Source organism: Luteimonas galliterrae, assembly GCF_023374055.1.
Lineage (GTDB): Bacteria > Pseudomonadota > Gammaproteobacteria > Xanthomonadales > Xanthomonadaceae > Luteimonas_C > Luteimonas_C galliterrae.
This window is the reverse complement of the sequence record NZ_JAMBEP010000001.1, coordinates 1143154-1166116: the sequence shown is the minus strand read 5'-3', so window position 1 is coordinate 1166116 and position 22963 is coordinate 1143154. Positions and strand designations below refer to the sequence as shown.

Here is a 22963-nt window from a genome sequence, read left to right as displayed (position 1 = left end):
CGTATGAATGATTGGGCGATAGGGGCATGACCGAAGACCGTCAAAGCCGTACCGGCGACAGCAACAAGATCCTGTACTGCTCCTTCTGCGGCAAGAGCCAGCATGAGGTGCGCAAGCTCATCGCGGGCCCGAGCGTGTTCATCTGCGACGAGTGCGTGGAGCTGTGCAACGACATCATCCGCGAGGAACTCGAGGAGAAGTCGCAGTCCGCGCGCAGCTCGCTGCCCAAGCCGCGCGAGATCCTGGACGTGCTGGACCAGTACGTGATCGGCCAGCAGCGCGCCAAGAAGACGCTCGCGGTGGCCGTCTACAACCACTACAAGCGCATCGAGAGCCGGCAGAAGGCCGACGACGTCGAACTGGCCAAGTCCAACATCCTGCTGGTCGGCCCGACCGGCTCGGGCAAGACCCTGCTGGCCGAAACGCTGGCGCGGCTGCTCAACGTGCCGTTCACGATCGCCGACGCGACTACGCTGACCGAAGCCGGCTACGTGGGCGAGGACGTCGAGAACATCATCCAGAAGCTGCTGCAGAAGTGCGACTACGAAGTCGAGAAGGCGCAGCAGGGCATCGTCTACATCGACGAGATCGACAAGATCTCGCGCAAGAGCGAAAACCCGTCGATCACCCGCGACGTGTCCGGCGAAGGCGTGCAGCAGGCGCTGCTGAAGCTGATCGAAGGCACCATCGCCAGCGTGCCGCCGCAGGGCGGGCGCAAGCATCCGCAGCAGGAGTTCCTGCAGGTCGATACCCGCAACATCCTGTTCATCGTCGGCGGCGCGTTCGCCGGCCTGGACAAGATCATCCAGCAGCGCAGCACCGAGGCCGGCGGCATCGGTTTCGGCGCCAAGGTGAAGAGTTCCGAACGCAAGACCGAGACCGGCAAGGTGCTGGCCAACGTCGAGCCGGAAGATTTGATCAAATTCGGCCTGATCCCCGAATTCGTCGGCCGCCTGCCGGTGGTCGCCACGCTCGAGGAATTGGACGAGGCGGCACTGGTGAAGATCCTCACCGAGCCGAAGAACGCGATCAGCAAGCAGTTCAAGCGCCTGTTCGAGATGGAAGGCGTGGAGCTCGAGTTCCGCCCGGACGCGCTGCTGGCGATCGCCAAGAAGGCGCTCAAGCGCAAGACCGGCGCGCGCGGCCTGCGCACCATCGTCGAATCGGTGCTGCTGGACACCATGTACGAGCTGCCGTCGCTGGAGAATGTCACCAAGGTGGTGGTCGACGAATCGGTGATCGAGCACAAGTCCGAGCCTTACCTGATCTACGAAAGCACACCGGCCCCGCCGAAAGTCGCCTCGGCCGAGTGAATAGAGCCCCTCTCCCGTCGGGAGAGGGGTTGGGGTGAGGGTCCGGCGAAGCGATGGTTTCGACGATCGCGATCTGATTCGCCAGCTGACGACAGATGCTGCAATTTGGCCGAGCGAAGCTCCGCCGAACCCTCATCCGCCCTCCGGGCACCTTCTCCCGGTGGGAGAAGGGAAAGCGTGGCGCCCAACGCAACACTAGGTTTCAAACACGCCGCAAACGCTTGATCCGCAAGGATTCCAGCGTTACATGCCGGTTTCCGGCAACCCATGGCGCTTGCATCCCTCCGGCGCCAACCCCATAAATCGCCCATGGCGGCCCGAGCGGCCGCAAACCGTATTTACCTGGAGTCCCCATGTCTGACCATGCCGAACACGAAACCTTGCAACTGCCGGTGCTGCCGCTGCGCGATGTGGTCGTGTTCCCGCACATGGTCATCCCGCTGTTCGTGGGCCGCGACAAGTCGATCCACGCGCTCGACCAGGCGATGGAGTCGGACAAGCGCATCCTGCTGGTGGCGCAAAAATCCGCCGAAACCGACGACCCCGGCGCCGAAGACCTGTACCCGATCGGTACGCTGGCGCAGGTATTGCAGCTGCTCAAACTGCCCGACGGCACGATCAAGGTGCTGGTCGAAGGCGTGGCGCGCGCGCGCGTCGACAAGGTCGTCTCGCGCGATGGTTCGCTCAGCGGCAGCGGCGTGGTGATCGAATCCACCGACAGCCGCGAAGGCCGCGAAGTGGAAGCGGTGGGACGTTCGCTGATGTCGCTGTTCGAGCAGTACGTGAAGACCAACCGCAAGCTGCCGCCCGAGTTGCTGCAGACGCTGTCGGGCATCGACGAACCCGGCCGCCTGGCCGACACTATCGCGGCGCACCTGGGCGTGCGCCTGTCCGACAAGCAGAAGCTGCTGGAGACGATCGAGATCGGCGAGCGGCTGGAGCTGCTGGTCGGCTTCGTCGACGGCGAGATCGACGTGCAGCAGATGGAGAAGCGCATCCGCGGCCGCGTGAAGTCGCAGATGGAGAAGTCGCAGCGCGAGTACTACCTCAACGAACAGATGAAGGCGATCCAGAAGGAGCTGGGCGAACTCGACGAGGCGCCGAACGATCTGGACGAACTGGCGCGCAAGATCGCCGACGCCGGCATGCCCAAGCCGGTGGAAACCAAGGCCAAGAACGAGCTCAACAAGCTCAAGCAGATGTCGCCGATGTCGGCGGAAGCCGCGGTGGTGCGCAACTACCTCGACTGGCTGCTGGGCGTGCCGTGGAAGAAGCGCAGCAAGATACGCAAAGACCTGAAAGTCGCGCAGGAAGTGCTCGACGCCGACCACTACGGCCTGGAGAAGGTGAAGGAACGCATCCTCGAATACCTGGCCGTGCAGACGCGCGTGAAGCAGATGAAGGGCGCGATCCTGTGCCTGGTCGGCCCGCCCGGCGTGGGCAAGACCTCGCTCGGCCAATCGATCGCCAAGGCCACCAACCGCAAGTTCGTGCGCATGTCGCTGGGCGGCGTCCGCGACGAGGCCGAGATCCGCGGCCACCGCCGCACCTATGTCGGTTCGATGCCGGGCCGCATCGTGCAGAACCTCAACAAGGCCGGCAGCAAGAACCCGCTGTTCATGCTGGACGAGATCGACAAGATGTCGATGGACTTCCGCGGCGATCCGTCGTCGGCGCTGCTGGAAGTGCTCGACCCGGAACAGAACAACTCGTTCAACGACCATTACCTCGAAGTCGATCTCGACCTGAGCGAGGTGATGTTCGTCGCCACGTCCAACTCGCTCAACATTCCCGGTCCGTTGCTGGACCGCATGGAAGTGATCCGCCTTCCCGGCTACACAGAGGAAGAGAAGATCAACATCGCCATGCGCTACCTGGTGCCCAAGCAACTCAAGGCGAACGGCCTGAAGGAAGACGAGCTGAAGATCGCAGAGAGCGCGGTCAAGGACATCGTGCGCTACTACACGCGCGAATCGGGCGTGCGCAACCTGGAGCGCGAGATCGCCAAGATCAGCCGCAAGGTGGTCAAGGAAATCGCGCTGGCCGGCCCCAAGGCCAAGGCCGGCAAGGCCCTCAGCGTGACCAGCAAGAACCTGGACAAATACCTGGGCGTGCAGCGCTACGATTTCGGCCGCGCCGAGCAGGACAACGAGATCGGCCTGGTCACCGGCTTGGCTTGGACCGAGGTCGGCGGCGACTTGCTGCAGATCGAATCCACGCTGGTGCCGGGCAAGGGCCAGCTGATCCTCACCGGACAGCTGGGCGACGTGATGAAGGAATCCGCTTCCGCCGCATTGTCGGTGGTGCGCGCGCGCACCGAGCGTTTGGGCATCGAGCTGGATTTCCTGCAGAAGCTCGATGTGCACGTGCACGTGCCCGATGGCGCCACGCCCAAGGACGGCCCGAGCGCGGGTGCCGCTATGGCTACGTCGCTGGTGTCGATGCTGACCAAGATACCGGTGCGCGCCGACGTTGCCATGACCGGCGAGATCACGCTGCGCGGCCGCATCACCGGCATCGGCGGGCTCAAGGAGAAACTGCTCGCCGCGTTGCGCGGCGGCATCCGCACCGTGATCATTCCCGAAGAGAACCGCAAGGATCTCGCCGATATTCCGAAGACGGTTACGCAGCACATCAAGATCGTGCCGGTGAAGTGGATCGACGAAGTGCTGGATCTCGCGCTCGAGCGTCCGCTCACGCCGAACGTGGCGGCGAAGGGAATCGAAGAAGTCGTACGCGACAACGACCAAGCGGTCAAGCAAGTGGATGTCAAGCACTAAAGCCGTATCGCAAGCGACTGAAAACCGCTGAAAACCGCGCCATTATTGGCTTTTCCCGTTGCGCCGCCAAAATGGCGCTGGTATAACGACGGCAACCGCGAGCCGCGCATACGCGCGGCATCGAGGCACGTCCGACCGGGCGCATCTGCGGAACCCGCAGCGGGGGACCCGGTCATCTCATCCAGCGGTGCTATCCGCATAGGGAGTCCAAGAATGAATAAAAGCGAATTGGTCGACGCCGTGTCCAGCGAGTCCGATCTGTCCAAGGCCGACGCCGGCCGCGCGGTCGATGCCGTCATCGCCTCGATCACCAAGGCGTTGAAGAGCGGCCAGGACGTCACGCTGGTCGGCTTCGGCACGTTCACCGTACGCACGCGTGGCGCGCGTACCGGCCGCAACCCCCGCACCAACGAGACCATCAATATCCCGGCCTCGAAAAATCCTGCGTTCAAGGCTGGCAAGGCCCTGAAGGATGCCGTAAACTAGTCGGCTCGCGGCGGGCGCTTCGGCGTCCGTCCGGAGCGCTAGGGTGCTTAGCTCAGCGGTAGAGCGTCTCCTTTACACGGAGAGGGTCGGGGGTTCGAAACCCTCAGCACCCACCAGACAAGGTGGTTTCTCTACCGAGGTTGGCCCGGATTTCCCGGGGTTTCCGAGGGCGGCGAGCAAAGTTTTACGAAAGCGGAGTGGTAGTTCAGTCGGTTAGAATGCTGGCCTGTCACGCCGGAGGTCGCGGGTTCGAGTCCCGTCCACTCCGCCAGTACACCCGAAGGCGCCCGCAAGGGCGCCTTCGCTTTTTTGCGGCGCCGTACCTGTCGCCGATTCCGCCGCGGGCCGGCTGGGCCGCCTTCCTGTCCGCCGAAGCACGTTAAACTGCGCGGCTACGTAACGGCCCGAAATCGCCCATGCTGCAGAGCCTCAGAGACAAGTCGTCGAGCTGGATCGCCAAACTCATCCTGGCGCTGCTGCTCATTCCGTTCGCCTTCTTCGGCGTCGAGCAGTACCTGTCGCAGCGCGTCGACACGTACGCCGCGCGCGTCTCGACCCCGCCGACCTGGTGGGCGGGCGCCCCGACCTGGTGGCCGGCCAAGATGCTGTGGAAGCACCAGGAGATCGGCGTCGACGAATTCCGCGCGGAGTTCGAGCGCGAACGCCAGCAGCGGCGCGCGGCCGAAGGCGAAGCCTTCGACGCGCGCGCTTTCGAAAGCGCGGAGAACAAGCGCGCCGTGCTCGACAAGATGATCGACGAGCGGGTGATGCGGATCGCCGCCGAACGCTCCGGCATCGTGATCGGCGACGCGCAGATCCGCGAAACGATCAATTCGTTGCCGGACTTCCAGGTCGACGGCAAGTTCGATGCGCAGCGCTATCAGCTGGGCCTGCAGTCGCTCAATCCGCCGAAAACGCCGCGCCAGTTCGAACAGCTGGTGCGCGACAGCCTGCAGCAGTCGCAGATTCCCAGCCGCCTGGCCGAATCGTCCTTCGTCACGTCCGGCGAGCTGGACCGCCTACTGGTGCTGCTGGGCGAGAAGCGCGACGCGAGCTTCGCGCTGCTGCCGCCGCCCCCGGCCGACACAGGCGCCGTTGGCGGCGCGGAAATCCTGAAGTGGTACCGCGACCATGCGGGCGACTACCGCGCGCCCGAATCGGTCGCGATCGAGTACGTCGAGCTCAACGGCGCCACGCTGCCGCCGCCGCAGACCGACGAGGCGCAACTGCGCGCCCGCTTCGAGCAGGAAAAAGCGCGTTTCGCCGCGGCCGAACAACGCCAGGCGGCGCACATCCTGATCGCGGTCGACCCGAAGGCCGATGCCGCCGTGCAGAAGGCGGCCCAGCAGAAGGCCGCGCAGATCGCGGCGCAGGCCAAGCAGCCCGGCGCGGATTTTGCGGCGCTGGCGCGCGCCAATTCGGACGACCCGGGATCCAAGGACGCCGGCGGCGATCTGGGGCTGGTGGAGAAGGGCGTGATGGGCGACCAGGCGTTCGACGACGCGCTGTTCTCGATGCAACCCAACCAGGTCAGCGGGCCGGTGAAGAGCGCATTCGGCTACCACATCATCAAGCTGGGCGAGATCAAGACGGGGCAGCAGGTGACGTTCGAACAGGTGCGCGACGAGCTCGCGCGCGAGCAGGACGAAGCCGATCGCGAAAAGCAGTTCAACGATCTGGCCGGACGCATGGTCGATCTGGTCAACAAGAATCCGACGGCGCTGGAACCGGCCGCGCGCGAGATGAACCTGCCGGTGCAGAAATTGGGTCCGTTCCCGCGCGGCGCAGGTGCCGACGGCATCGCCGCGAACCCGCTGGTGCAGCGCGCCGCGTTCTCGGAAATCCTGGTGCAGGACGGCACGGTCAGCGACCCGATCGAGATCGCGCCCAATCACAGCATCTGGATCCGCGTGACCCAGCACACGCCCGAACGCACGCAGCCGCTGGCCGAAGTGCGCGACCGCGTGATCGCCGCGATCCGCGCCGACCGCACGCGCAAGGCCTCGGCCGCTGCCGCGGACGCGGTGTTGGCGCGGGTGAACAAGGGCGAGACGCTGGAAGCCGTCGCCGCTGCGCAGAGCCTGCAGGCGAATGCGTTGCAAGGCATCCGGCGCGGTGCGCCGATCCCGACCGAGGAAGCCAATCGCGCGATCTTCGCCGCGCAGCGTCCGGCGCCCGGCAAAGTGTCGGCGGGCAAAGTCGATACGCCCGATGGCGGCCACATCGTGTTCGCCGTCACCAAGGTCGAAGCCGGCGATCCGAAGGAACTGCCGGCGGAACAGCGCAAGCAGATGCGCGATCAGATCGCGCAGATGAAGGGCATCGACTCCGCGCAGGGCTACGTCACTGCGATGCGCAAGCAGATGAAGGTGGAAGTGGCGGAAGACCGGCTCTAATTCACCGCTTCGCAACCCGCGACTTTTTGTAGAGCGGGGCTTGCCCTGCTGCTCTTGCTTTTCGTAGGTGCGAATTCATTCGCACGCTCTTGATACACCGAAAAGCGTGCGAATGAATTCGCACCTACATTTGTAGAGCGGAGCTTGCTCCGCTGCCTTGGCTTGGGGGTTCTCGCGACCTGCCGGCCCTTTGGGCCGGGGTTTCGTCCGCTAAAACCGCGGCCGAGTGACCCTTCGGCAAGCTCAGGGCATGCTTTCTTTTTGGGGGGCCCAAAAAGAGAAGTCGCCAAAGAAAAAGGGCCTTTGGAAGGGATCCCGGCGAGGGGCTCCCCGTGTTCTTGGCCCCTTATCGCCGGCCCTCGGGATTCCGCCGTCGCTTCGACATTCAGATCCGAGGCGATCGATCAGAACGCCTCCTTAGCGCAACTCCGCAAAAGCCACGTCACCCATAGGCTGCGCATCAAAATCTAGTACCTGCGTAAGAAGGTCACCTACGACGAAAGCAGGTCCGCTGGCGAACTTTCAGGTGCGAGGCATCGCACCGCAGTTCAGGCCCTTTCTTGGGTTACTTTCTTTGGGCCAGCAAAGAAAGTGACCCGGCGCAGCCGGAAGCCTTTGTCCATGGCGCGAGTCGCAGCGCGACCGGCGAGGACGCGGGCCTGGATCCCGGCCTTCGCCGGGATGACGGCTTAGGGGCAACAGCAAGAGCAAGATGGGTCCCAGCGTTCGCTGGGATGACGGCTTAAGAGCAGAACGGCCTAAGAGCAAACGGCTTAAGAGCAAATGGCTTAAGAGCGAGAGCAGCGGGGCAAGCCCCGCTCTACAGAGCCGGAGAGAAGACCAGTTTTTGTTCGCTTTAGGAGGGCGAAGCGCTTAGTGCTCGTCGCCCACGCCGGTCATGCCCAGGATGTTGTATCCGGCGTCGACGTAGGTGATTTCGCCAGTGACGCCTGCGGCAAGATCCGAGCACAGGAAGGCGGCGACGTTGCCCACGTCCTCGATCGTCACGCTGCGCCGCATCGGCGCATAGCTTTCGACGTGGCCCAGCATCTTGCGGAAATTGGCGATGCCGGCCGCAGCCAACGTCTTGATCGGGCCTGCCGAGATCGCGTTTACGCGCGTGCCTTCCGGACCCAGGTTGAGCGCCAGATAGCGCACGCTGGCTTCCAGCGCGGCCTTGGCCACGCCCATCACGTTGTAGTTGGCCAACGCGCGCTCGGCGCCGAGATAGGTGAGGGTGAGGATGCTGCCGTTGCGGCCGCTCATCATCGGCCGCGCGGCCTTGGCCAGCGCCGACAGCGAATAGGCCGAGATGTCGTGCGCGATGCGGAAGTTCTCGCGCGTGAGCCCGTCCAGATAGCCGCCTTCGATGGCTTCGCGCGGCGCGAAGCCGATCGAATGCACCAGGATGTCCAGCCCGTCCCAATGCTTGCCGAGCTCGGCGAAACAGGCTTCGATCTGCGCATCTTCGGCGACGTCGAGCGGAATCACGATGTTCGAACCGTATTCGGCCGCGGCATCCTCGACGCGCGATTTCAGCTTGTCGCTCTGGTAGGTGAAGGCGAGTTCGGCGCCTTCGCGGCGCATCGCCTCGGCGATGCCGTTGGCGATCGAGCGCTGGCTGGCGATGCCGGTGATCAGTGCGCGCTTGCCTTGCAGGAAGCCCATGGGAAGCCTTGTCGGTTGCGGTGCAGGCGCCAAGTTTGCCGTTGACGGGTCGCGGAGTCGAGTTCGAGCCTCGCGACCCCTCCCACAAGCGGTTCTTGTAGGAGCGGCTTCAGCCGCGAGCATTTTTGGGACGCGGTCGCCGAGCGAAAAGCTCGCGGCTGAAGCCGCTCCTACGAAGAGCAAACCGCTATTCGTCCAGCTTCAGCACCATACCCGGCCGTATGACGCTTTTCGCGCCCAGGCCGTTTCGGCGCTGCAGTTGTTCCGTATCCAGCTTGTATTTGCGCGCGATCACGGACAGCGACTCGCCGCGCTTCACGGTGTGGGTGCGCGATGCGGAGGATTCGCCGGAACCGGCGATCAAGGTCGGCATGGCCGCTGCGGCGCCGGCATCGGCCAGCATGGCGATGTCGGCGATGGCCGGCATTTCGACGCTGGCCGCCGGCGCAAGCACCTGCAGCTTGCGATCGCCGCCGGCCACGCGCCCGGCGGGGAAGGCGGGGTTCATGCGCTTGAGCGCGGCGATGTCGAAACCGCGCTGCCGCGCCCAGCCGGCGAGGCTGTCGGCGTCGGCGGGCAAGGGCTGCGCGACGAGCACCGGAACCTGGCGGTCGATCGCGCGCAGCCAGTCGGCGCGATCGTCGGCCTGTTCCAACAGGCAGGACAGCGCATGCAGCTTGCGCACGTAGGCGTAGGTGATGCCGGACAGGCCGACCAGTTCCGCCGGCCGCGCATTGCGCGCGTTCTGGCCGCTGCGCCTCAGCGACTGCAGCAGCCGGTATTCGCCGGCGTTGTAGGCCATCACCGCCAGCCGCCAGTCGCCGGCGAACATGCCGTGCAGGGTCTTGAGGTATCGCACCGCGGCGCGCGTGGAATCCACCGGCGACAAACGGCCATCGTAGCCGGCGCGCATCGGCACGTTGTGGTTGCGGGCGGTGATGGCGATGAACTGCCAAAGCCCGGCCGGGCCGCCGGCGCTGCGCGCGGCGGGCTGGTAGCCGCTTTCCACGAACGGGATCAGCGCGAACTCGGTCGGCAGGTCGGCTTCGATCAACGCATCCACTACATAGCCGAACAGCGGCAGCACGTCGCTGTCCGGGTTGGTCAGTTTTTTCGGCGCGCCTGCGAAGTGTTGGCGCCAGCGCGCGCTGACCGCGTCGACATCGCACGTGGGGTCTGCAAGGTGCTCGCGGAAGCGCTTGTAGATGTCGGCGCCGCTGCGGATGGCCGGCGTGCCGTCGGCAGCGACCGCCGGCAGCGCCAGCGGCGTGTCGGCCGGCTGCGCCATCGCGCCGCCGACGCAGGACAGGGCTAGCAGCGACAGCGTGAGCGCCAGCGGCCGGATCATGCGCGGAAGCCGTCCTTCCAGCGGCGCAGTTCGGCGAAGGTTTCCACCCGGTCGGCCGGCTCGCGGCCGATGTGCGTAGCGACCGCGGCTTTCACGGCCGTTTCGTCGACGCGCAGGAAAGGATTGGCGGCGCGTTCGCCGGCCATCGTGCTCGGGACGGTGGGCCGGCCTTCGTCGCGCAGCGCGGCTGCCTGTGCGCTGCGGGCCGCGAGCGCGGCATTACCAGGTTCCACGGCCTGGGCGAAGCGGGCATTGGCGAGAGTGTATTCATGGCCGCAACAAACACGGATATCGCCGGGCAGCGCAGCCAGCCGGTCCAGCGATGCCAGCATCTGTTCAGGGGTCCCCTCGAACATCCTCCCGCAGCCGAGGCTGAACAAAGTGTCGCCGCAGAACAGCAGGCCGTCCCCGCCGCCGAAATGGAAGGCCACGTGGCTGCGCGTATGGCCCGGCACGGCGAGCACGTCGAACGGTTGGCCCAGCAGCTCGGCGCGTTCGCCGCCGCCCACACGCCGGGTCGCCGTGGCGATGCGCTCATCGTCAGGCGCGAGCACCGGCAAGGACGGCCAGCGCCGCAGCAGGGCCGGCACGCCGCCGATGTGGTCGTCGTGGTGGTGGGTCAACAGGATCGCCGCCGGCACCAGGCCCTGGTCGGCGGCGGCCAGGACCGGCCCGGCCTCGCCGGGGTCGACAAGCAGCGCCTGGCCGTCGTCGGCCACCCAGGCCCAGATGTAGTTGTCGCTGAACGCGGGCAAGGCCTGCAAACGCATCGGGTGACGCTCCGGAAGCTTTCCCGCAGAATTCGGACCATGCCCGCCCACTCCGCCAGCCGTCAACCCGACGGCGTCACATCTTGGTTCAATACATCGCAGGGCCAGACGGTGCTGCGCAGCGAGGACGAGGCAGTACGCCAGGCGATGCGCGAACGCCCCGGCCTGCCCAGCCTGTGGCTGGCCCAGCAGCGCACGCCGATCGATGTAGAAGGCGGACTTTGCGTGCGTTTGGTGAAAAATGGCGACCTGTTCGCCGGAGATGTGCGCTGCGGCACGGACTTGCCTTTGGCCAGCGAAGCGGTCGGCACGGTGATCCTGCAGCACGTGACGGAGACCTATCCCGACTGGCCGGGGTTGCTTGAGGAATGCGCCCGGGTGCTGATCCCAGGCGGGCGCCTGTGGGTCTTCGCCCTGAATCCGCTGGGCCTGTTCCGCGCGCGCTGGTCCGGCAACGGTCTGCGCACTTGCGAGCCCGTGACCTGGCGCCGCCGCATGCGTGCCCACGGCTTGCAGCCCGAACCGGTCTCGATCGGCCTGGGGCCGCGTTGGCGGGTGCAGGTGCTGCCCGACGCGCAAACCGGGGCGGGCAGCCGCGCGGCCTATCTGCTGCGCGCCGAGAAGCAGGTGATTCCGCTGACCCGGATCCGCCAGCCCGCGCTGCGCTGGCAGCCGAGTCTGCCCACCGCCTGACCGAGAACGCCGAACCGAATGAAGTCCATCGAAATCCACACCGACGGCGCTTGCCTAGGCAATCCGGGCCCGGGCGGCTGGGCGGCTTTACTGCGTTATGGAAGCCGCGAGCGCGAACTGGTCGGCGGCGAAGCGCTCACGACCAACAACCGCATGGAACTGATGGCGGCGATCGCCGGCCTGGAAGCGTTGACCGAACCTTGCAAGGTGGCTTTGCACACCGATTCGCGCTACGTGCAGCAGGGGATCGGCGAATGGATGCCCAACTGGGTGAGGCGCGGCTGGAAAACCGCCGGCGGCGATCCGGTGAAGAACCGCGATCTTTGGGAACGCCTGCATGCGGCCACGCTGCGGCACAAGATCGACTGGCGCTGGGTGAAGGGCCACGCCGGCGATCCGGACAACGAGCGGGTAGACGAGCTGGCGCGCGCCGAGGCGATCGCTTTCAAGCTGCGACTGGCCGCACAGCAGTTGTAGCGAACGCCGTCCTTTGTGGGAGCGGCTTCAGTCGCGAGCTTTTGATTTCAACCAGAAGAGCTCGCGGCTGAAGCCGCTCCCACAACAGCAGCGGCTCGTTACAATATCCGCATGCGCCAAATCGTGCTCGACACCGAAACCACCGGACTCTCCTGGGAAAAAGGCAACCGCGTGGTCGAAATCGGCTGCGTTGAGCTGTTCGAACGACGTCCCACCGGGCGCACCTTCCACTGCTATCTGAACCCGGAATGCGAATTCGAGCCGGGGGCCCAGGAAGTCACCGGGCTCACCCTCGAATTCCTGGCCGACAAGCCCAAATTCGCCGACATCGCCGAGGATTTCCTGGCCTTCATCGAAGGCGCCGAACTGGTGATCCACAACGCCGCCTTCGATGTGGGCTTCCTCGATTCCGAACTGGCGCGGCTGGGCCCGCAGTACGGCCGCGTGCGCGAGCGCGCCGCGGTCGAGGATTCGCTGGAGCTGGCGCGGCAACGCTATCCCGGCCAGCGCAATTCGCTGGACGCGCTGTGCAAGCGCCTGGGCGTGGACAACTCGCACCGCCAATTGCACGGCGCGCTGCTCGATGCGCAGCTGCTGGCCGAAGCCTACCTGGCGCTGACGTCGGGGCAGAGCGAAATCGGCTTCGACAGCCTCACCGAAACCGTGTCGCAGGTGGTCATCGACCGCCGCATCGCGCCCGAGCTGATGGGCGCACGCCCGCGCGTGCATGTGGACGAGGCCGAACTGGCCGCGCACGAGGCGCGCTTGGCCGCGATCCGGGCCAGGGCCGGCGCCTGCGTATGGGATTCGCACGACGATGTCGCCGTCGCAGCAGCCGATGCCTTGGCGCTGTAGCGCGTAGGGTGGGCCAAGGCCCACTCTACGGTCAGTGGCGTCGGACCAGGATCACGGTCACATTGTCCGAACCGCCGCCGTCCAATGCGGCCGCGACCAGGCCATCCACGCATTCCTGCGCGCTGCATTCGCCATGCGACAGGATCCGGGCGATGCCGCGGTCGTCCACTTCCTCGGTCAGGCCATCGCTGCACAGCAGCAGCTGCATGCCGGGGCGCAGCTCGCCGGTCATCGTTTCCACGTTGAGCTGCATCGGATCGGTGACGCCCAACGCCTGGGTGACCACGTTGCGGTGCGGATGGTTGCGCGCCTGCTCGTTGGTGATCGCGCCCTGGGCGATCAATTCCTGCACATAGCTGTGGTCCTGCGACAGCTGGGCGAGTTGGCCGTCGCGCCACAGATAGACGCGGCTGTCTCCGACCCAGGCCACTTCGAAACGGTTGCCCGACACGCGTGCGGCGACGACGGTGGTCCCCATCGGCAACGCTTCGTTGCGGCGCTTGGAGGCGCGGATGATTTCTTCGTCGGCGATGCGGATGGCCTGGGCCAGCGGGGTGCCTTCGCGCACTTCGCGGACGATGGTCTCGCGCGCCAGCGCGCTGGCGACTTCGCCGTACTGGTGCCCGCCCATGCCGTCGGCCACCAGCCACAAGCCCAATTCGCTGTCGCCGTAGTAGGTATCTTCGTTCAGCTCGCGCCGCAGGCCCACATGGGTCAGGTGTCCAAACTCGATCATGAGTCGATCATGCCGGTGATGTGGGGGCTCTTGCAGACGGATAACGGAATCATCGCGTCAGGGAGGACGCGAGGCAAGGCAAGTCGAACCCTAGGTGTTGTAACGGCGGCTGAAACAGGCGTCGATCGGGTAGGGATGGGGTCTCTTCGTTCGTCTGAGGGATGATCGATTCGCCGTCGGATCGGGCTCATACCAAGCGCCGCCTCTCCGCCAGACATAAAAAACGCCCCGAACGGGGCGTTTTTTATGTCTGGCGGAGAGGGTGGGATTCGAACCCACGGTACGCTATAAACGTACGCCTGATTTCGAGTCAGGTACATTCGACCACTCTGCCACCTCTCCGGTGGCCCGGCTGCGGGCGTAACGCGGCCGGGGGCGCAATGATACGGGCCGCGGGCGGGCCGGACAAGGCGGGGCGTAAACTATCGGCCTCCCACTCGAACGGTTGCCATGTCCGAAATCCTCGTTCCCGTTTCCTTCGGCGAGCTGCTCGACAAGATCGCGATCCTGCAGATCAAGTCCGAGCGCATGACCGACCCGGCCAAGCTGGCCAATGTGCGCAACGAGCTCTCCGCGCTGGAAAAGACCTGGATGGCGCATCCGGCGGCCGTGCAGGAATCCGGGTCGGAATCCGGGGCGGGCATCGGCAAGCTGCGCGCCGAGCTGAAAGCGGTGAACGAGCGCTTGTGGGTGATCGAGGACGACATCCGCGTCAAGGAGAAGGCGCAGGCCTTCGACGACGAGTTCGTCAGGCTGGCCCGCAGCGTCTACTTCGAGAACGACGAGCGCGCGCGGATCAAGAAGGACCTCAACCTGGCGCTGGGTTCCAGCTACGTCGAAGAGAAGTCCTATCAGGACTACAGGACCGGCGCGGCGCCCTGAAGTTCAGCCGCCGAACAGCCGGGCGACGATCGGCGGGCCCCAGGCGCGCAGCGCCAGCAGATAGGTCAGCAACGCCAGCGCAGCGGTCGCGCCCGCTAGCGCCAATGTGGTGGCCGCCTGCAGCGCCAGGCCAGCGCCGTTCCGTTTGGCGCGCAGGAAGGTTTCGGCCAGCAGCAGGTTCGGCACGAAGAAGAAATAGAGCATCGCCGTGTCGAACGGCCCGTCGAACGTCGCGGTGTGGCCCGCGCCGCCGGCAAGCACGCGCCAGCCGGTGTATTCGATCCGATACAGCCACGAGCCGATCACCAGCGCGAACAAGCGGATGGCCCACGCGCGATGCGCTTCGAAACGGCCCGCACGCGCATGCCGCACGGCGTTGCCGGCGGCCAGCATCAGCGCGAGTCCGTAAATGGAGAAAGCGACATCCATCTGCGTTCCACCGATCGTGCCCCGGGCGAGGATGAAGGCCAATCCGCCGGCGCCGGCGAGCATCGCCGCCGACGCATAGACGCGTCCGCTCCAGCGGTGCAGTTTCGGCCAGCGCGCGCGCAAGGCGGCGATCAGTTGGATCGGGCCCAGCAACAGCAGGACGACGCCGGCCAGCAAGTGCAGACCGATGCCGACGCTGGCACGCAACGCGGCCGGGTCGAACATTCGCGCCGCCTGTCCCGATCCCGCGGCGCCGTCGATCAGAGCGCCGCCGTAGAAAGCGAGGATGTAGAGCGCGAACAGGCATCCGCTGAACCAGGCGGTAGCGGCCAGGGCCGTACCGGCCCAGCGCACGGCCGGATGCCAGGAAACTAGCGCAGCGGGAAAGGCGGCGAGGCGGGCGGCCGCTTCGTTCATGGTGATGTCGCCAGCGGGGAACCGGCGCAAGCTACGCGGCCCGCGCCGCCGCAGGAACCCGCGATGGATAAGGCGCGGCGCTGCCGAAAGTCAGGCGCCGCCGCTCACCGCGGTCATGACGTCTTGCTTTCGATGTATTCGTCCATCCGGCTGAGCAGGCGCCACCATTCCGAGCCGTCGTCGCGATAAGTGCGGATAGCGCCGGCGCGCACCAGGATCTTGCGCAGTTCGTCTTCGCCGAAACCGCCCAGATGCTTCTGCAGCACCTCGAAAGACCGGTCGGTATAGCCCTTGTGGCTGAGGAAGTGGCGCGCGGTTTCCTCGGCCATGTACTCGGTCTTCTGCTGCTCGCGCGCCAGCGACAATTGCTGGCGGTGCTGCTGCCGGTTGAGCAGGTAGGTGATGCCGCCGCCGACGGCGGCGCCGAACAGCGAGGCCAATGCTCCGGCGATGGTGGGATCCATGTTCGGTTCCTTATGGCGACTGGCGATAGCGTTCGAAGGCGGCGATGGCGTCATCGACGGTCACCAGGTCCATCACGCCTTCGTATTCGATCTTGGTGCCCCACTTGATCTCCGACGCCGGCTTGCCGAGGTATTTGCGCGCGGCGGCGTCGTAGCGATCGACGCAGTACCGCAGGTCCGAATACGGCCCGCTGCGTTTCGGGTTGCTGGCGGCATGCAGGCCCAGCACCTTGCTGCCTACCGCATTGGCGATATGCATCGGACCGGAATCGGGCGTCATCACCAGGTCGGCGCGCTTCAGCAACGCCAACAACTGCTTCAGGGTGTCCTTGCCGACCAGGTCCAGCGCAGGCGCCTTCATCGCGGCGAGGATGGCGTCGGTGGTATCGCGTTCGAACTGGCTGCGTCCGCCGCACAGCACGATCCGCCAGCCTTGCGCGGCGGCATGGTCGGCGACGGCGGCGTACCGGTCCGCGCGCCAGGTGCGCAATGCGTGCACGGGGCTGGTGCAGGGCGATATCACCAAGGCCGGCTTCCCGTCTTGCGGCCATTGGGCCGAGGCCCATTCCAAAGCCGCCTCGGGTATCGGCAGATCCCAGACCACTTCGGTCTGTTTCAAGCCCAGCGGTTCGCAGAAGCTGCCTATCGCGTCCAGCACGTGGATGCCGGGGCGGTCGGCGATGCGTTCGTTGACGAATAGACCGTGCAGGTCCTTCGAACGCGAGCGGTCGTATCCGACGCGGCGGCGGGCGGGGACGAACGCCGACAGCAGGTTGGCGCGCGCGGCCACCTGCATCTGCAGCAGCGCGTCGAAACGGCGCCCGGCGAAACGTTTGCGCAATTCGCGCATGCCTTTCAGGCCCTCGGCCTTGTCGTAGACCGCGAACTCGACGTCCGCCAATCCTTCCAACAACTTGAATTCGCCTTTGCCGATGACCCAGGTCAGATCGACCTCCGGCCACGCCTTGCGCAGGGTGCGCACCAGCGGCACCACATGAGTCGCATCGCCCAGGGCGGACAAGCGCAGCAGGCAGATCGATCGCGGGGAAGAAGGCGTTATGGGCACGGGGATTGCTAGACTCGCTGAATGACCGGGTTCGACGCCACCGAAGGCCTGACGCCGTTCCGCGACGAGCGCGGACAGGGCTATGGCGCGATTCTGTTCGACGGCACGCGTGCGCGGCAAGCCGACCCCGACTGGTTCTCGCCTTCGCACTGGGGCGAAAAGGCCCGGCCGGTAGGCAGCGGCGGGCGCGGCGGCGCCTGGTTCATCGATATGCCGGTGGGCGCCGTGGTGCTGCGCCAGTACCTGCGCGGCGGCTGGATGGCGGCTTTCAGCCGCGACGGTCATCTGTGGCGCGGCAGCGGCCGCGTGCGCAGCTTCGCCGAGTTCCGTTTGCTGCGCGAACTGGTGCGGCGCGGCCTGCCCGTGCCGCGGCCGATCGCCGCGCAGTACGTGCGCGACGGCTTTCGCTACCGCGCCGCGATCCTGCTCGAACGCATCGAGGGCGCGCGCTCGCTGGCCGAACGCGCCGCCACCGCCGGGCACGACGCACCGTGGGAAGAGACCGGGCGGCTGATCGCGCGCTTCCATCGCGTCGGGCTTGACCACGCCGATCTCAACGCCAGCAACCTCCTGTTCGACAGCCGCGGCAACGGCTGGGTGATCGACCTGGACCGGAGCCGGCTGCGCATTCCGGCCACGGGGTGGCGCGAAGCGAACCTGTCGCGCCTGCGCCGCTCGCTGATGAAACTGCGCGGCAGCCGCTCCGAAGCCGATGTCGACGCCGATTTCGCGCGCCTGCGCGGAGCCTATGCCAATACCTGGAACCGGGGTTACTGATGGAATGGTCTTTGCGCTTCCATGGCGTGGGCAACGCTTCGGCGGTCGAGCTGGGCTCGCCGATGGCCACCATCGAACGCGACGGCGCACCATGGCTGACCATCGACTGCGGCGGCGAAGGCCTCACCGCCTACCAAGCGCATTACGGCGAGATGCCGCGCGCGCTGTTCGTCACCCACACCCATCTGGACCATATCGCCGGCTTCGAACGCCTGTTCGTCGCCAGTTATTTCGATGAAACGCGCCGGGGCCGCGTACGCCTGTACGTCCCAGCCAGCGTGGTACCGCTGCTCCACCAACGCGTCGGCGACTATCCGAATGCATTGGCCGAAGGCGGGGCGAATTTCTGGGATGCGTTCCAGGTGATTCCGGTCGGCGCCGCGTTCTGGCACGACGGCGTGCGCCTGGAGGTGTTTCCGACCCGCCACCACTGGCCCGAAACCGCCTTCGGCCTGCGCCTGCGGGGTAGTCTGGTGTGGACGGGCGACACCCGGCCGATCCCCGAAATGCTGGCGAAGTTCGCCGACGCCGGCGAACGGGTCGCGCACGACTGCGCGCTGCACGGCAATCCCTCGCACAGCGGCATCGACGATCTGGAGCGCGAATACCCGAGCGAGTTGCTGGACCGCTGCGTGCTCTATCATTACGCCAGCCGCAGCGACGGCGAGACGCTGGCCGCGCGCGGTTACCGCGTCGCCCATCCGGGCGAAGCGGTCGCGCTGGAAGAACCGGCGATGCCGAGGCTGCAAACGTAATGAACGCGGCGCTGCACAATCCGATACTGCCGGTCGACGCCCTGCGCCGGCCGTTGCGCGACTTGCGCCTGTCTGTGATCGAAGCCTGCAACTTCCGCTGCCCCTATTGCATGCCGGCGGACCAGATTGCCGAAGACCACGGCCTGGATGCGGCGTCGCGGTTGTCGTTCGACGAAATCGAAACGCTGGTGCGCGGCTTCGTGCGCCTGGGTGTCAGCAAGCTGCGCCTGACCGGCGGCGAGCCGCTGCTGCGCAAGCGCCTGCCGGAACTGGTCGCCCGGTTGGCCGCGATCGAAGGCATCGACGATCTGGCGCTCACCACCAACGGCTCGCTGCTGGCCAAGCAGGCCGCGGCGTTGCGCGATGCGGGCCTGCGACGGCTCACCGTCAGCCTGGATGCGCTGGATCCGGGCGTGTTTCGCGCCTTATCCGGCGGCCGCGGCGAGGTCGCCGACGTGCTGGCCGGCATCGCCGCTGCGGAAGAAGCCGGGTTCGCGCCGATCAAGCTCAACTGCGTCGTGCAGCGCGGCGTCAACGACGATCAAGCGTTGCCGCTGGTCGAACGTTTCCGCGGCAGCGGGCACATCGTCCGCTTCATCGAGTACATGGACGTCGGCACCTGCAACGGCTGGGACGCGACGCGCGTGGTGCCTTCGGCAGAATTGCGCGACCGCATTCATGCGCGCTGGCCGCTGCGGCCGCTGGATCCCAATTACCGAGGGGAAGTGGCATCGCGCTACGCGTTCGAGGACGGGCAGGGCGAAGTGGGTTTCGTCAGTTCGGTCAGCGCGCCGTTCTGTGGCGACTGCCATCGTGCCCGCGTTTCGGCGGAAGGCAAGCTTTACACCTGCCTGTTCGCGGGCGAGGGCAGGGACCTGCGGCCGATGCTGGCCCGTGGCGAGATCGCTTTCTCCGAGCATGTCGCGGAGCTGTGGTCGCGGCGGGCCGACCGTTACAGCGAGTTGCGCGGTGCGGCCGGCGTGTCGCGCAAGCACGTCGAAATGTATCTGATCGGCGGTTGATGCTTCGAAGCCGTCATTCCCGCGGAATCCAGTGACTTTGCCGTTGCCGTCATCCCAGCGGAAGCTGGGACCCATTTTGATCTAACCTTCGAAAAGAGCGAAAGTCACTGGATTCCCGCCTTCGCGGGAATGACGGCTAAAGAATACAAAGCGAATGAAGAAGAACGGCAAACTCACCCACATCGACAAAACCGGCCTTCCGGCCATGGTCGACGTGTCCGCCAAATCAGTCACCGCGCGTTCGGCGACCGCGGAGTGCCGCGTGCGCTTCCCCGCCGCCGTGGCGGCGCAGCTGCGCAAAAGCGGCCTGAAGAGCGCCAAAGGCGGCATCGTCGAGACCGCGATCGTCGCCGGCACGATGGCGGTCAAGCGCACGCACGAGCTGATTCCGTTCTGCCATCCGCTGCCGATCGACGGCTGCCGCATCGCCATCGCTTGGCATGGCGAGCGCGAGTTGCGCATCGAATGCGCGGTCAAGACCACGCATCGCACCGGCGTCGAGATGGAAGCGCTGACCGGAGCCACGGTCGCCGCGCTGACCGTTTACGACATGTGCAAGGCTTTGTCGCATGCGATCGTGCTGGGGCCGGCGAAACTGCTGGGCAAGAGCGGCGGCAAGCGCGATTTCGGAGTTGAAGGCTAATGGTGCGAGTCACTGTCCTGTATTTCGCCAGCTTGCGCGATGCGGCGGCGGTCGCGAGCGAAAGCGTCGAGTCCGACGCCGCCGATCTCGGCGCGCTGTACGAATCGTTGCGGGGCCGCCATGGATTCGCGCTGCCGATCAATCGCCTGCGCGTGGCGGTAGACGGTGCGTTCGCGCGCTGGAGCGACGGATTGCGGGAAGGTAGCGAGATCGCATTTATTCCGCCGGTTTCCGGCGGGTGATTTTTTTGCCGTCATCCCAGCGAAAGCGGGGGCCCATATTGCTGTTGATTTGCCGGTTTCCAAACCTTCGAGACAAGATCAAAATGGGTTCCAGCTTTCGCTGGGATGACGATTCCCTGGAATTCGCCGGCGTATGAAAAGATTCAATCTGTCCGACAAGCCCTTCGGCATCGTACCGTTGCGCGATGCGCTGCTCGACGCCCATGCCGGCGCGTTCGCCAGTTTCGAGGGCTGGGTGCGCGACCACAACGACGGCCGGGCAGTGAACGGATTGCGCTACGAAGCCTATGCGGCCCTGGCCGAGGCCGAAGGCGAACGCGTGCTGGACGAAGCGCTCGAGAAATTCGAAATCGTTGACGCCCGCTGCATCCATCGCATCGGCGATCTGGCCATCGGCGATCTGGCGGTCTGGGTGGGCGTATCGGCCGCGCACCGCGATGCGGCCTTCGCGGCCTGCCGCTACATCATCGACGAGGTGAAAGGACGGGCGCCGATCTGGAAGCACGAGCGTTACGCCGAGGGCGAAGCGGGCTGGCTTCACCCCGAAAATTGACGCGTAGCCCGGGTGGAGCGAAGCGATACCCGGGAGCGGCCGTAGCAGCGCCACCATCGAGGCTCCCGGGTATCGCCAGCGGCTCCACCCGGGCTACGAACGACGTCGAAAGCCGAACATCAAAATGGAGGCGACCCCGCCGGCTGGCCTCGGCACCCGCGTCGTTCGATACCGTTGCTGCCTTCCGGCCCTGGCGGGGTTTTCGAACTAGCGTCGCGAGGGGCCGACGGGGCCACCATGGAAACGACATCGCGTCACGACGCGAATTAATGGCGGAGAGAGGGGGATTCGAACCCCCGAAGCGCGGTTTAGACGCTTACACACTTTCCAGGCGTGCTCCTTCAACCACTCGGACACCTCTCCGCTGGAACCTGAAGGAAGCTTCCGGCAACGCTCAGGGGCGCAAATTCTAGCCGTGGCGGGCATTTGGGACAAGCGCGGGCCCGCTGTCGCGGTCCTTGCGAACGCGCATGGCAGAATGGGGGCATGTCCTACCTCGTCCTCGCCCGCAAGTGGCGCCCCAAGCGTTTCGCCGAACTGGTCGGGCAGGAGCACGTGGTCCGTGCCCTGAGCAATGCGCTGGATACCGGCCGGGTCCACCATGCCTTCCTGTTCACCGGCACGCGCGGCGTCGGCAAGACCACGATCGCGCGCATCTTCGCCAAGTCGCTGAACTGCGAGCGCGGCACCTCGGCCGAACCCTGCGGCGAGTGCGCCACTTGCCAGGCCATCGACGCGGGCCGCTTCATCGACCTGCTGGAGATCGACGCCGCGTCCAACACCGGCGTGGACGATGTGCGCGAAGTGATCGACAACGCCCAATACATGCCTTCGCGCGGCCGGGTGAAGGTCTATCTGATCGACGAAGTCCACATGCTGTCCAAATCGGCGTTCAATGCGCTGCTGAAGACGCTGGAGGAACCGCCGGAGCACGTGAAATTCCTGCTGGCGACCACCGATCCGCAGAAACTGCCGGTGACCGTGCTGTCGCGCTGCCTGCAGTTCAACCTGAAGCGACTGGACGAGCAGCAGATCGCCGGCCAGATCACCAAGATCCTCGCCGCCGAAGGCATCGCCGCCGAGCCCGGCGCGATCCGGCAGCTGGCCAAGGCCGCCGACGGCAGTCTGCGCGACGGCCTGTCGCTGCTCGACCAGGCCATCGCCTACACCGGCGCGAACAACGCGGACGGCACGCTGGCCGATACCGCGGTGGCGACCATGCTCGGCACGGTCGACCGCACCCGCGTCGGCGCCTTGCTGGATGCGCTGGCGGCCGGCGACGGCGAACGCCTGCTCGCCGAAGTGGCCACGCTGGCCGAGTTTTCGCCGGACTGGGGCAGCGTGCTCGACGCGCTGGCCGACGGCTTGCACCGGGTGCAGGTCAAACAGCTGGTGCCCGGCGCCGGCATCGAGACCGATGCGGTGGATGTCGAATCGCTGGCTGCGGCGCTGCGCCCGGAGCTGGTGCAGCTGTGGTACCAGATGGCGCTCAACGGCCGCCGCGACCTGCCGCTGGCGCCCAGCCCGCGCGCCGGTTTCGAAATGAGCGTGCTGCGGATGCTGGCGTTCCGTCCGGCCGAAGCCGGCGCGACGGCTTCCGGCGCTGCGCCGTCCACCGGCGCGCCGCGCGTCTCCGGTCCTGCCGCCGCCAAAGCTGCGCTGGCGGTCGAGAGCCGCAAGGCCGAGCCGGTGCGTGCGCCTGCGGAAAAAATCCCGGCTTCGCCGCCGCCCGCGCCGCAGCCGCCGGCTGCGGTCGCCGAATCGAAACCTGCGCTTGCGGCCTACAACGCTCCGGCGACGAGTATCGATGCGGAACGCTGGCTGGAACTGGTCGCCGCGATCGCATTGAAAGGGCCGGCGAAAGTGCTGGCGTCGCACGCCTCGTTCGTCGCCTATTCCGACAACGTGCTGAAACTGTCGCTGCCGGCCGCCGACGAACATCTGCGCGCGCCGCTGCTGGTCCAGCAATTGGCCGATGCGCTGGCGCCGGAACTCGGCGGCGCGCCGCAGATCCGATTCGAAGCCGCGAGCGGCAACGGCGAAACGCTGCACCAGCGCAACGAACGCCAGCGCGACGCGCGCCAGGCCGCAGCAGAGGAAACCTTCATGGCCGATCCGGCCGTGCAGCGCCTGATGCAGCACGGCGCCAAAGTGGTACCCGATTCCATCCGACCTTTCGACGAGTGACCGA

At 66.2% G+C, this 22963-nt stretch carries 22 protein-coding genes, 4 tRNA genes and 1 other RNA gene; 17 read left to right on the top strand and 10 right to left on the bottom strand.

Annotated features, from left to right (window positions below; all coding sequences use genetic code 11):
* Positions 1-26: 26 nt before the first annotated feature.
* The 6 genes from clpX to M2650_RS05290 all read left to right on the top strand — a co-directional run bounded on the left by clpX (position 27) and on the right by M2650_RS05290 (position 6975).
* Entirely contained in the window at positions 27-1313 is a 1287-nt protein-coding gene (clpX, locus tag M2650_RS05315; protein WP_249472173.1) for an ATP-dependent Clp protease ATP-binding subunit ClpX, read from the top strand.
* Positions 1314-1666: 353 nt separating this feature from the next.
* On the top strand, positions 1667-4093 hold the full coding sequence (lon, locus tag M2650_RS05310) for an endopeptidase La (protein WP_425602502.1): 2427 nt from the start codon (positions 1667-1669) through the stop codon (positions 4091-4093).
* A gap of 213 nt (positions 4094-4306) precedes the next feature.
* The gene (locus M2650_RS05305; protein ID WP_249472170.1) at positions 4307-4579 is read left to right on the top strand and encodes an HU family DNA-binding protein; all 273 of its coding nucleotides are present in this window, start codon (positions 4307-4309) and stop codon (positions 4577-4579) included.
* Between the two features lie 41 nt (positions 4580-4620).
* Positions 4621-4695: transfer RNA gene (locus M2650_RS05300), tRNA-Val, on the top strand.
* Between the two features lie 78 nt (positions 4696-4773).
* Positions 4774-4850 (top strand) — tRNA-Asp (locus M2650_RS05295).
* Between the two features lie 145 nt (positions 4851-4995).
* The gene (locus M2650_RS05290; protein ID WP_249472167.1) at positions 4996-6975 is read left to right on the top strand and encodes a SurA N-terminal domain-containing protein; all 1980 of its coding nucleotides are present in this window, start codon (positions 4996-4998) and stop codon (positions 6973-6975) included.
* A gap of 873 nt (positions 6976-7848) precedes the next feature.
* Here the strand turns inward: M2650_RS05290 and M2650_RS05285 are convergent.
* The 3 genes from M2650_RS05285 to gloB all read right to left on the bottom strand — a co-directional run bounded on the left by M2650_RS05285 (position 7849) and on the right by gloB (position 10761).
* Positions 7849-8643, bottom strand: a complete 795-nt coding sequence (locus M2650_RS05285; RefSeq protein ID WP_249472164.1) for an enoyl-ACP reductase FabI — start codon at positions 8641-8643, stop codon at positions 7849-7851.
* 187 nt (positions 8644-8830) lie between these two features.
* Positions 8831-9991: a lytic transglycosylase domain-containing protein gene (locus M2650_RS05280; RefSeq protein WP_249472161.1), complete on the bottom strand. Its 1161-nt coding sequence runs from the start codon at positions 9989-9991 to the stop codon at positions 8831-8833.
* The gene (gloB, locus tag M2650_RS05275) at positions 9988-10761 is read right to left on the bottom strand and encodes a hydroxyacylglutathione hydrolase (RefSeq protein ID WP_249472158.1); all 774 of its coding nucleotides are present in this window, start codon (positions 10759-10761) and stop codon (positions 9988-9990) included. Before gloB ends, M2650_RS05280 begins: the two co-directional genes overlap by 4 nt.
* A 39-nt stretch (positions 10762-10800) precedes the next feature.
* Between gloB and M2650_RS05270 the strand changes: the two genes are divergently transcribed.
* The 3 genes from M2650_RS05270 (at position 10801) to dnaQ (ending at position 12786) form a co-directional block, all read left to right on the top strand.
* Positions 10801-11454, top strand: coding sequence for a methyltransferase domain-containing protein (locus tag M2650_RS05270; RefSeq protein ID WP_249472155.1), 654 nt, complete (start codon positions 10801-10803; stop codon positions 11452-11454).
* Positions 11455-11472: 18 nt separating this feature from the next.
* Positions 11473-11931, top strand: a complete 459-nt coding sequence (rnhA, locus tag M2650_RS05265; RefSeq protein WP_249472152.1) for a ribonuclease HI — start codon at positions 11473-11475, stop codon at positions 11929-11931.
* A 111-nt stretch (positions 11932-12042) separates the two neighbouring features.
* Complete coding sequence (dnaQ, locus tag M2650_RS05260; RefSeq protein ID WP_249472145.1) at positions 12043-12786, top strand: DNA polymerase III subunit epsilon; 744 nt, start codon at positions 12043-12045, stop codon at positions 12784-12786.
* A gap of 31 nt (positions 12787-12817) precedes the next feature.
* Here the strand turns inward: dnaQ and M2650_RS05255 are convergent, their stop codons facing one another.
* A complete protein-coding gene (locus M2650_RS05255) occupies positions 12818-13522 on the bottom strand; it encodes a Stp1/IreP family PP2C-type Ser/Thr phosphatase (RefSeq protein WP_249472141.1) in 705 nt (234 codons plus the stop codon).
* A gap of 251 nt (positions 13523-13773) precedes the next feature.
* Positions 13774-13864 (bottom strand) — tRNA-Ser (locus M2650_RS05250).
* A 108-nt stretch (positions 13865-13972) separates the two neighbouring features.
* Between M2650_RS05250 and M2650_RS05245 the strand changes: the two genes are divergently transcribed.
* Positions 13973-14404: a hypothetical protein gene (locus M2650_RS05245; RefSeq protein ID WP_249472138.1), complete on the top strand. Its 432-nt coding sequence runs from the start codon at positions 13973-13975 to the stop codon at positions 14402-14404.
* Between the two features lie 3 nt (positions 14405-14407).
* Here M2650_RS05245 and M2650_RS05240 read toward each other — a convergent pair whose 3' ends face one another.
* From M2650_RS05240 to M2650_RS05230, 3 genes are all read right to left on the bottom strand, one after another.
* Complete coding sequence (locus M2650_RS05240) at positions 14408-15250, bottom strand: DUF2306 domain-containing protein (RefSeq protein WP_249472137.1); 843 nt, start codon at positions 15248-15250, stop codon at positions 14408-14410.
* A 113-nt stretch (positions 15251-15363) separates the two neighbouring features.
* Positions 15364-15714 carry a hypothetical protein gene (locus M2650_RS05235; protein ID WP_249472135.1) on the bottom strand — a complete coding sequence of 117 codons (351 nt, stop codon included), beginning with the start codon at positions 15712-15714 and terminating at the stop codon, positions 15364-15366.
* A gap of 10 nt (positions 15715-15724) precedes the next feature.
* Positions 15725-16774 (bottom strand): glycosyltransferase family 9 protein, encoded by a 1050-nt coding sequence (locus M2650_RS05230; RefSeq protein ID WP_249474217.1) that lies wholly within the window; start codon positions 16772-16774, stop codon positions 15725-15727.
* Positions 16775-16801: 27 nt separating this feature from the next.
* On the opposite strand from M2650_RS05230, the gene M2650_RS05225 reads away from it, so the two are divergent.
* The 6 genes from M2650_RS05225 to M2650_RS05200 all read left to right on the top strand — a co-directional run bounded on the left by M2650_RS05225 (position 16802) and on the right by M2650_RS05200 (position 20772).
* Positions 16802-17557, top strand: coding sequence for a 3-deoxy-D-manno-octulosonic acid kinase (locus tag M2650_RS05225; protein WP_249472129.1), 756 nt, complete (start codon positions 16802-16804; stop codon positions 17555-17557).
* Positions 17557-18312: an MBL fold metallo-hydrolase gene (locus tag M2650_RS05220; RefSeq protein WP_249472126.1), complete on the top strand. Its 756-nt coding sequence runs from the start codon at positions 17557-17559 to the stop codon at positions 18310-18312. The genes M2650_RS05225 and M2650_RS05220 overlap by 1 nt, the downstream gene beginning before the upstream one ends.
* On the top strand, positions 18312-19334 hold the full coding sequence (moaA, locus tag M2650_RS05215) for a GTP 3',8-cyclase MoaA (protein WP_249472123.1): 1023 nt from the start codon (positions 18312-18314) through the stop codon (positions 19332-19334). The genes M2650_RS05220 and moaA overlap by 1 nt, the downstream gene beginning before the upstream one ends.
* Before the next feature lie 154 nt (positions 19335-19488).
* On the top strand, positions 19489-19977 hold the full coding sequence (moaC, locus tag M2650_RS05210) for a cyclic pyranopterin monophosphate synthase MoaC (protein WP_249472120.1): 489 nt from the start codon (positions 19489-19491) through the stop codon (positions 19975-19977).
* On the top strand, positions 19977-20219 hold the full coding sequence (locus tag M2650_RS05205) for a MoaD/ThiS family protein (protein ID WP_249472118.1): 243 nt from the start codon (positions 19977-19979) through the stop codon (positions 20217-20219). The genes moaC and M2650_RS05205 overlap by 1 nt, the downstream gene beginning before the upstream one ends.
* Before the next feature lie 133 nt (positions 20220-20352).
* Complete coding sequence (locus M2650_RS05200) at positions 20353-20772, top strand: molybdenum cofactor biosynthesis protein MoaE (protein ID WP_249472115.1); 420 nt, start codon at positions 20353-20355, stop codon at positions 20770-20772.
* A 133-nt stretch (positions 20773-20905) separates the two neighbouring features.
* On the opposite strand, the gene ffs is transcribed toward M2650_RS05200, so the two are convergent.
* Both ffs and M2650_RS05190 read right to left on the bottom strand, forming a co-directional pair.
* Positions 20906-21002: signal recognition particle sRNA small type (ffs, locus tag M2650_RS05195), an RNA gene on the bottom strand.
* A 40-nt stretch (positions 21003-21042) separates the two neighbouring features.
* Positions 21043-21135, bottom strand: a tRNA-Ser gene (locus M2650_RS05190).
* 123 nt (positions 21136-21258) lie between these two features.
* Between M2650_RS05190 and dnaX the strand changes: the two genes are divergently transcribed.
* Positions 21259-22959: a DNA polymerase III subunit gamma/tau gene (dnaX, locus tag M2650_RS05185; RefSeq protein ID WP_249472111.1), complete on the top strand. Its 1701-nt coding sequence runs from the start codon at positions 21259-21261 to the stop codon at positions 22957-22959.
* Positions 22960-22963: the final 4 nt, after the last annotated feature.

Excerpts from the sequence above, each read along its gene's own strand:
- clpX (WP_249472173.1), top strand. The coding sequence starts at position 27 with ATGACCGAAGACCGTCAAAGCCGTACCGGCGACAGCAACAAGATCCTG.
- lon (WP_425602502.1), top strand. The coding sequence starts at position 1,667 with ATGTCTGACCATGCCGAACACGAAACCTTGCAACTGCCGGTGCTGCCG.
- M2650_RS05305 (WP_249472170.1), top strand. The coding sequence starts at position 4,307 with ATGAATAAAAGCGAATTGGTCGACGCCGTGTCCAGCGAGTCCGATCTG.
- M2650_RS05290 (WP_249472167.1), top strand. The coding sequence starts at position 4,996 with ATGCTGCAGAGCCTCAGAGACAAGTCGTCGAGCTGGATCGCCAAACTC.
- M2650_RS05285 (WP_249472164.1), bottom strand. The coding sequence starts at position 8,643 with ATGGGCTTCCTGCAAGGCAAGCGCGCACTGATCACCGGCATCGCCAGC.
- M2650_RS05280 (WP_249472161.1), bottom strand. The coding sequence starts at position 9,991 with ATGATCCGGCCGCTGGCGCTCACGCTGTCGCTGCTAGCCCTGTCCTGC.
- gloB (WP_249472158.1), bottom strand. The coding sequence starts at position 10,761 with ATGCGTTTGCAGGCCTTGCCCGCGTTCAGCGACAACTACATCTGGGCC.
- M2650_RS05270 (WP_249472155.1), top strand. The coding sequence starts at position 10,801 with ATGCCCGCCCACTCCGCCAGCCGTCAACCCGACGGCGTCACATCTTGG.
- rnhA (WP_249472152.1), top strand. The coding sequence starts at position 11,473 with ATGAAGTCCATCGAAATCCACACCGACGGCGCTTGCCTAGGCAATCCG.
- dnaQ (WP_249472145.1), top strand. The coding sequence starts at position 12,043 with ATGCGCCAAATCGTGCTCGACACCGAAACCACCGGACTCTCCTGGGAA.
- M2650_RS05255 (WP_249472141.1), bottom strand. The coding sequence starts at position 13,522 with ATGATCGAGTTTGGACACCTGACCCATGTGGGCCTGCGGCGCGAGCTG.
- M2650_RS05245 (WP_249472138.1), top strand. The coding sequence starts at position 13,973 with ATGTCCGAAATCCTCGTTCCCGTTTCCTTCGGCGAGCTGCTCGACAAG.
- M2650_RS05240 (WP_249472137.1), bottom strand. The coding sequence starts at position 15,250 with ATGAACGAAGCGGCCGCCCGCCTCGCCGCCTTTCCCGCTGCGCTAGTT.
- M2650_RS05235 (WP_249472135.1), bottom strand. The coding sequence starts at position 15,714 with ATGGATCCCACCATCGCCGGAGCATTGGCCTCGCTGTTCGGCGCCGCC.
- M2650_RS05225 (WP_249472129.1), top strand. The coding sequence starts at position 16,802 with ATGACCGGGTTCGACGCCACCGAAGGCCTGACGCCGTTCCGCGACGAG.
- M2650_RS05220 (WP_249472126.1), top strand. The coding sequence starts at position 17,557 with ATGGAATGGTCTTTGCGCTTCCATGGCGTGGGCAACGCTTCGGCGGTC.
- moaA (WP_249472123.1), top strand. The coding sequence starts at position 18,312 with ATGAACGCGGCGCTGCACAATCCGATACTGCCGGTCGACGCCCTGCGC.
- moaC (WP_249472120.1), top strand. The coding sequence starts at position 19,489 with ATGAAGAAGAACGGCAAACTCACCCACATCGACAAAACCGGCCTTCCG.
- M2650_RS05205 (WP_249472118.1), top strand. The coding sequence starts at position 19,977 with ATGGTGCGAGTCACTGTCCTGTATTTCGCCAGCTTGCGCGATGCGGCG.
- M2650_RS05200 (WP_249472115.1), top strand. The coding sequence starts at position 20,353 with ATGAAAAGATTCAATCTGTCCGACAAGCCCTTCGGCATCGTACCGTTG.
- dnaX (WP_249472111.1), top strand. The coding sequence starts at position 21,259 with ATGTCCTACCTCGTCCTCGCCCGCAAGTGGCGCCCCAAGCGTTTCGCC.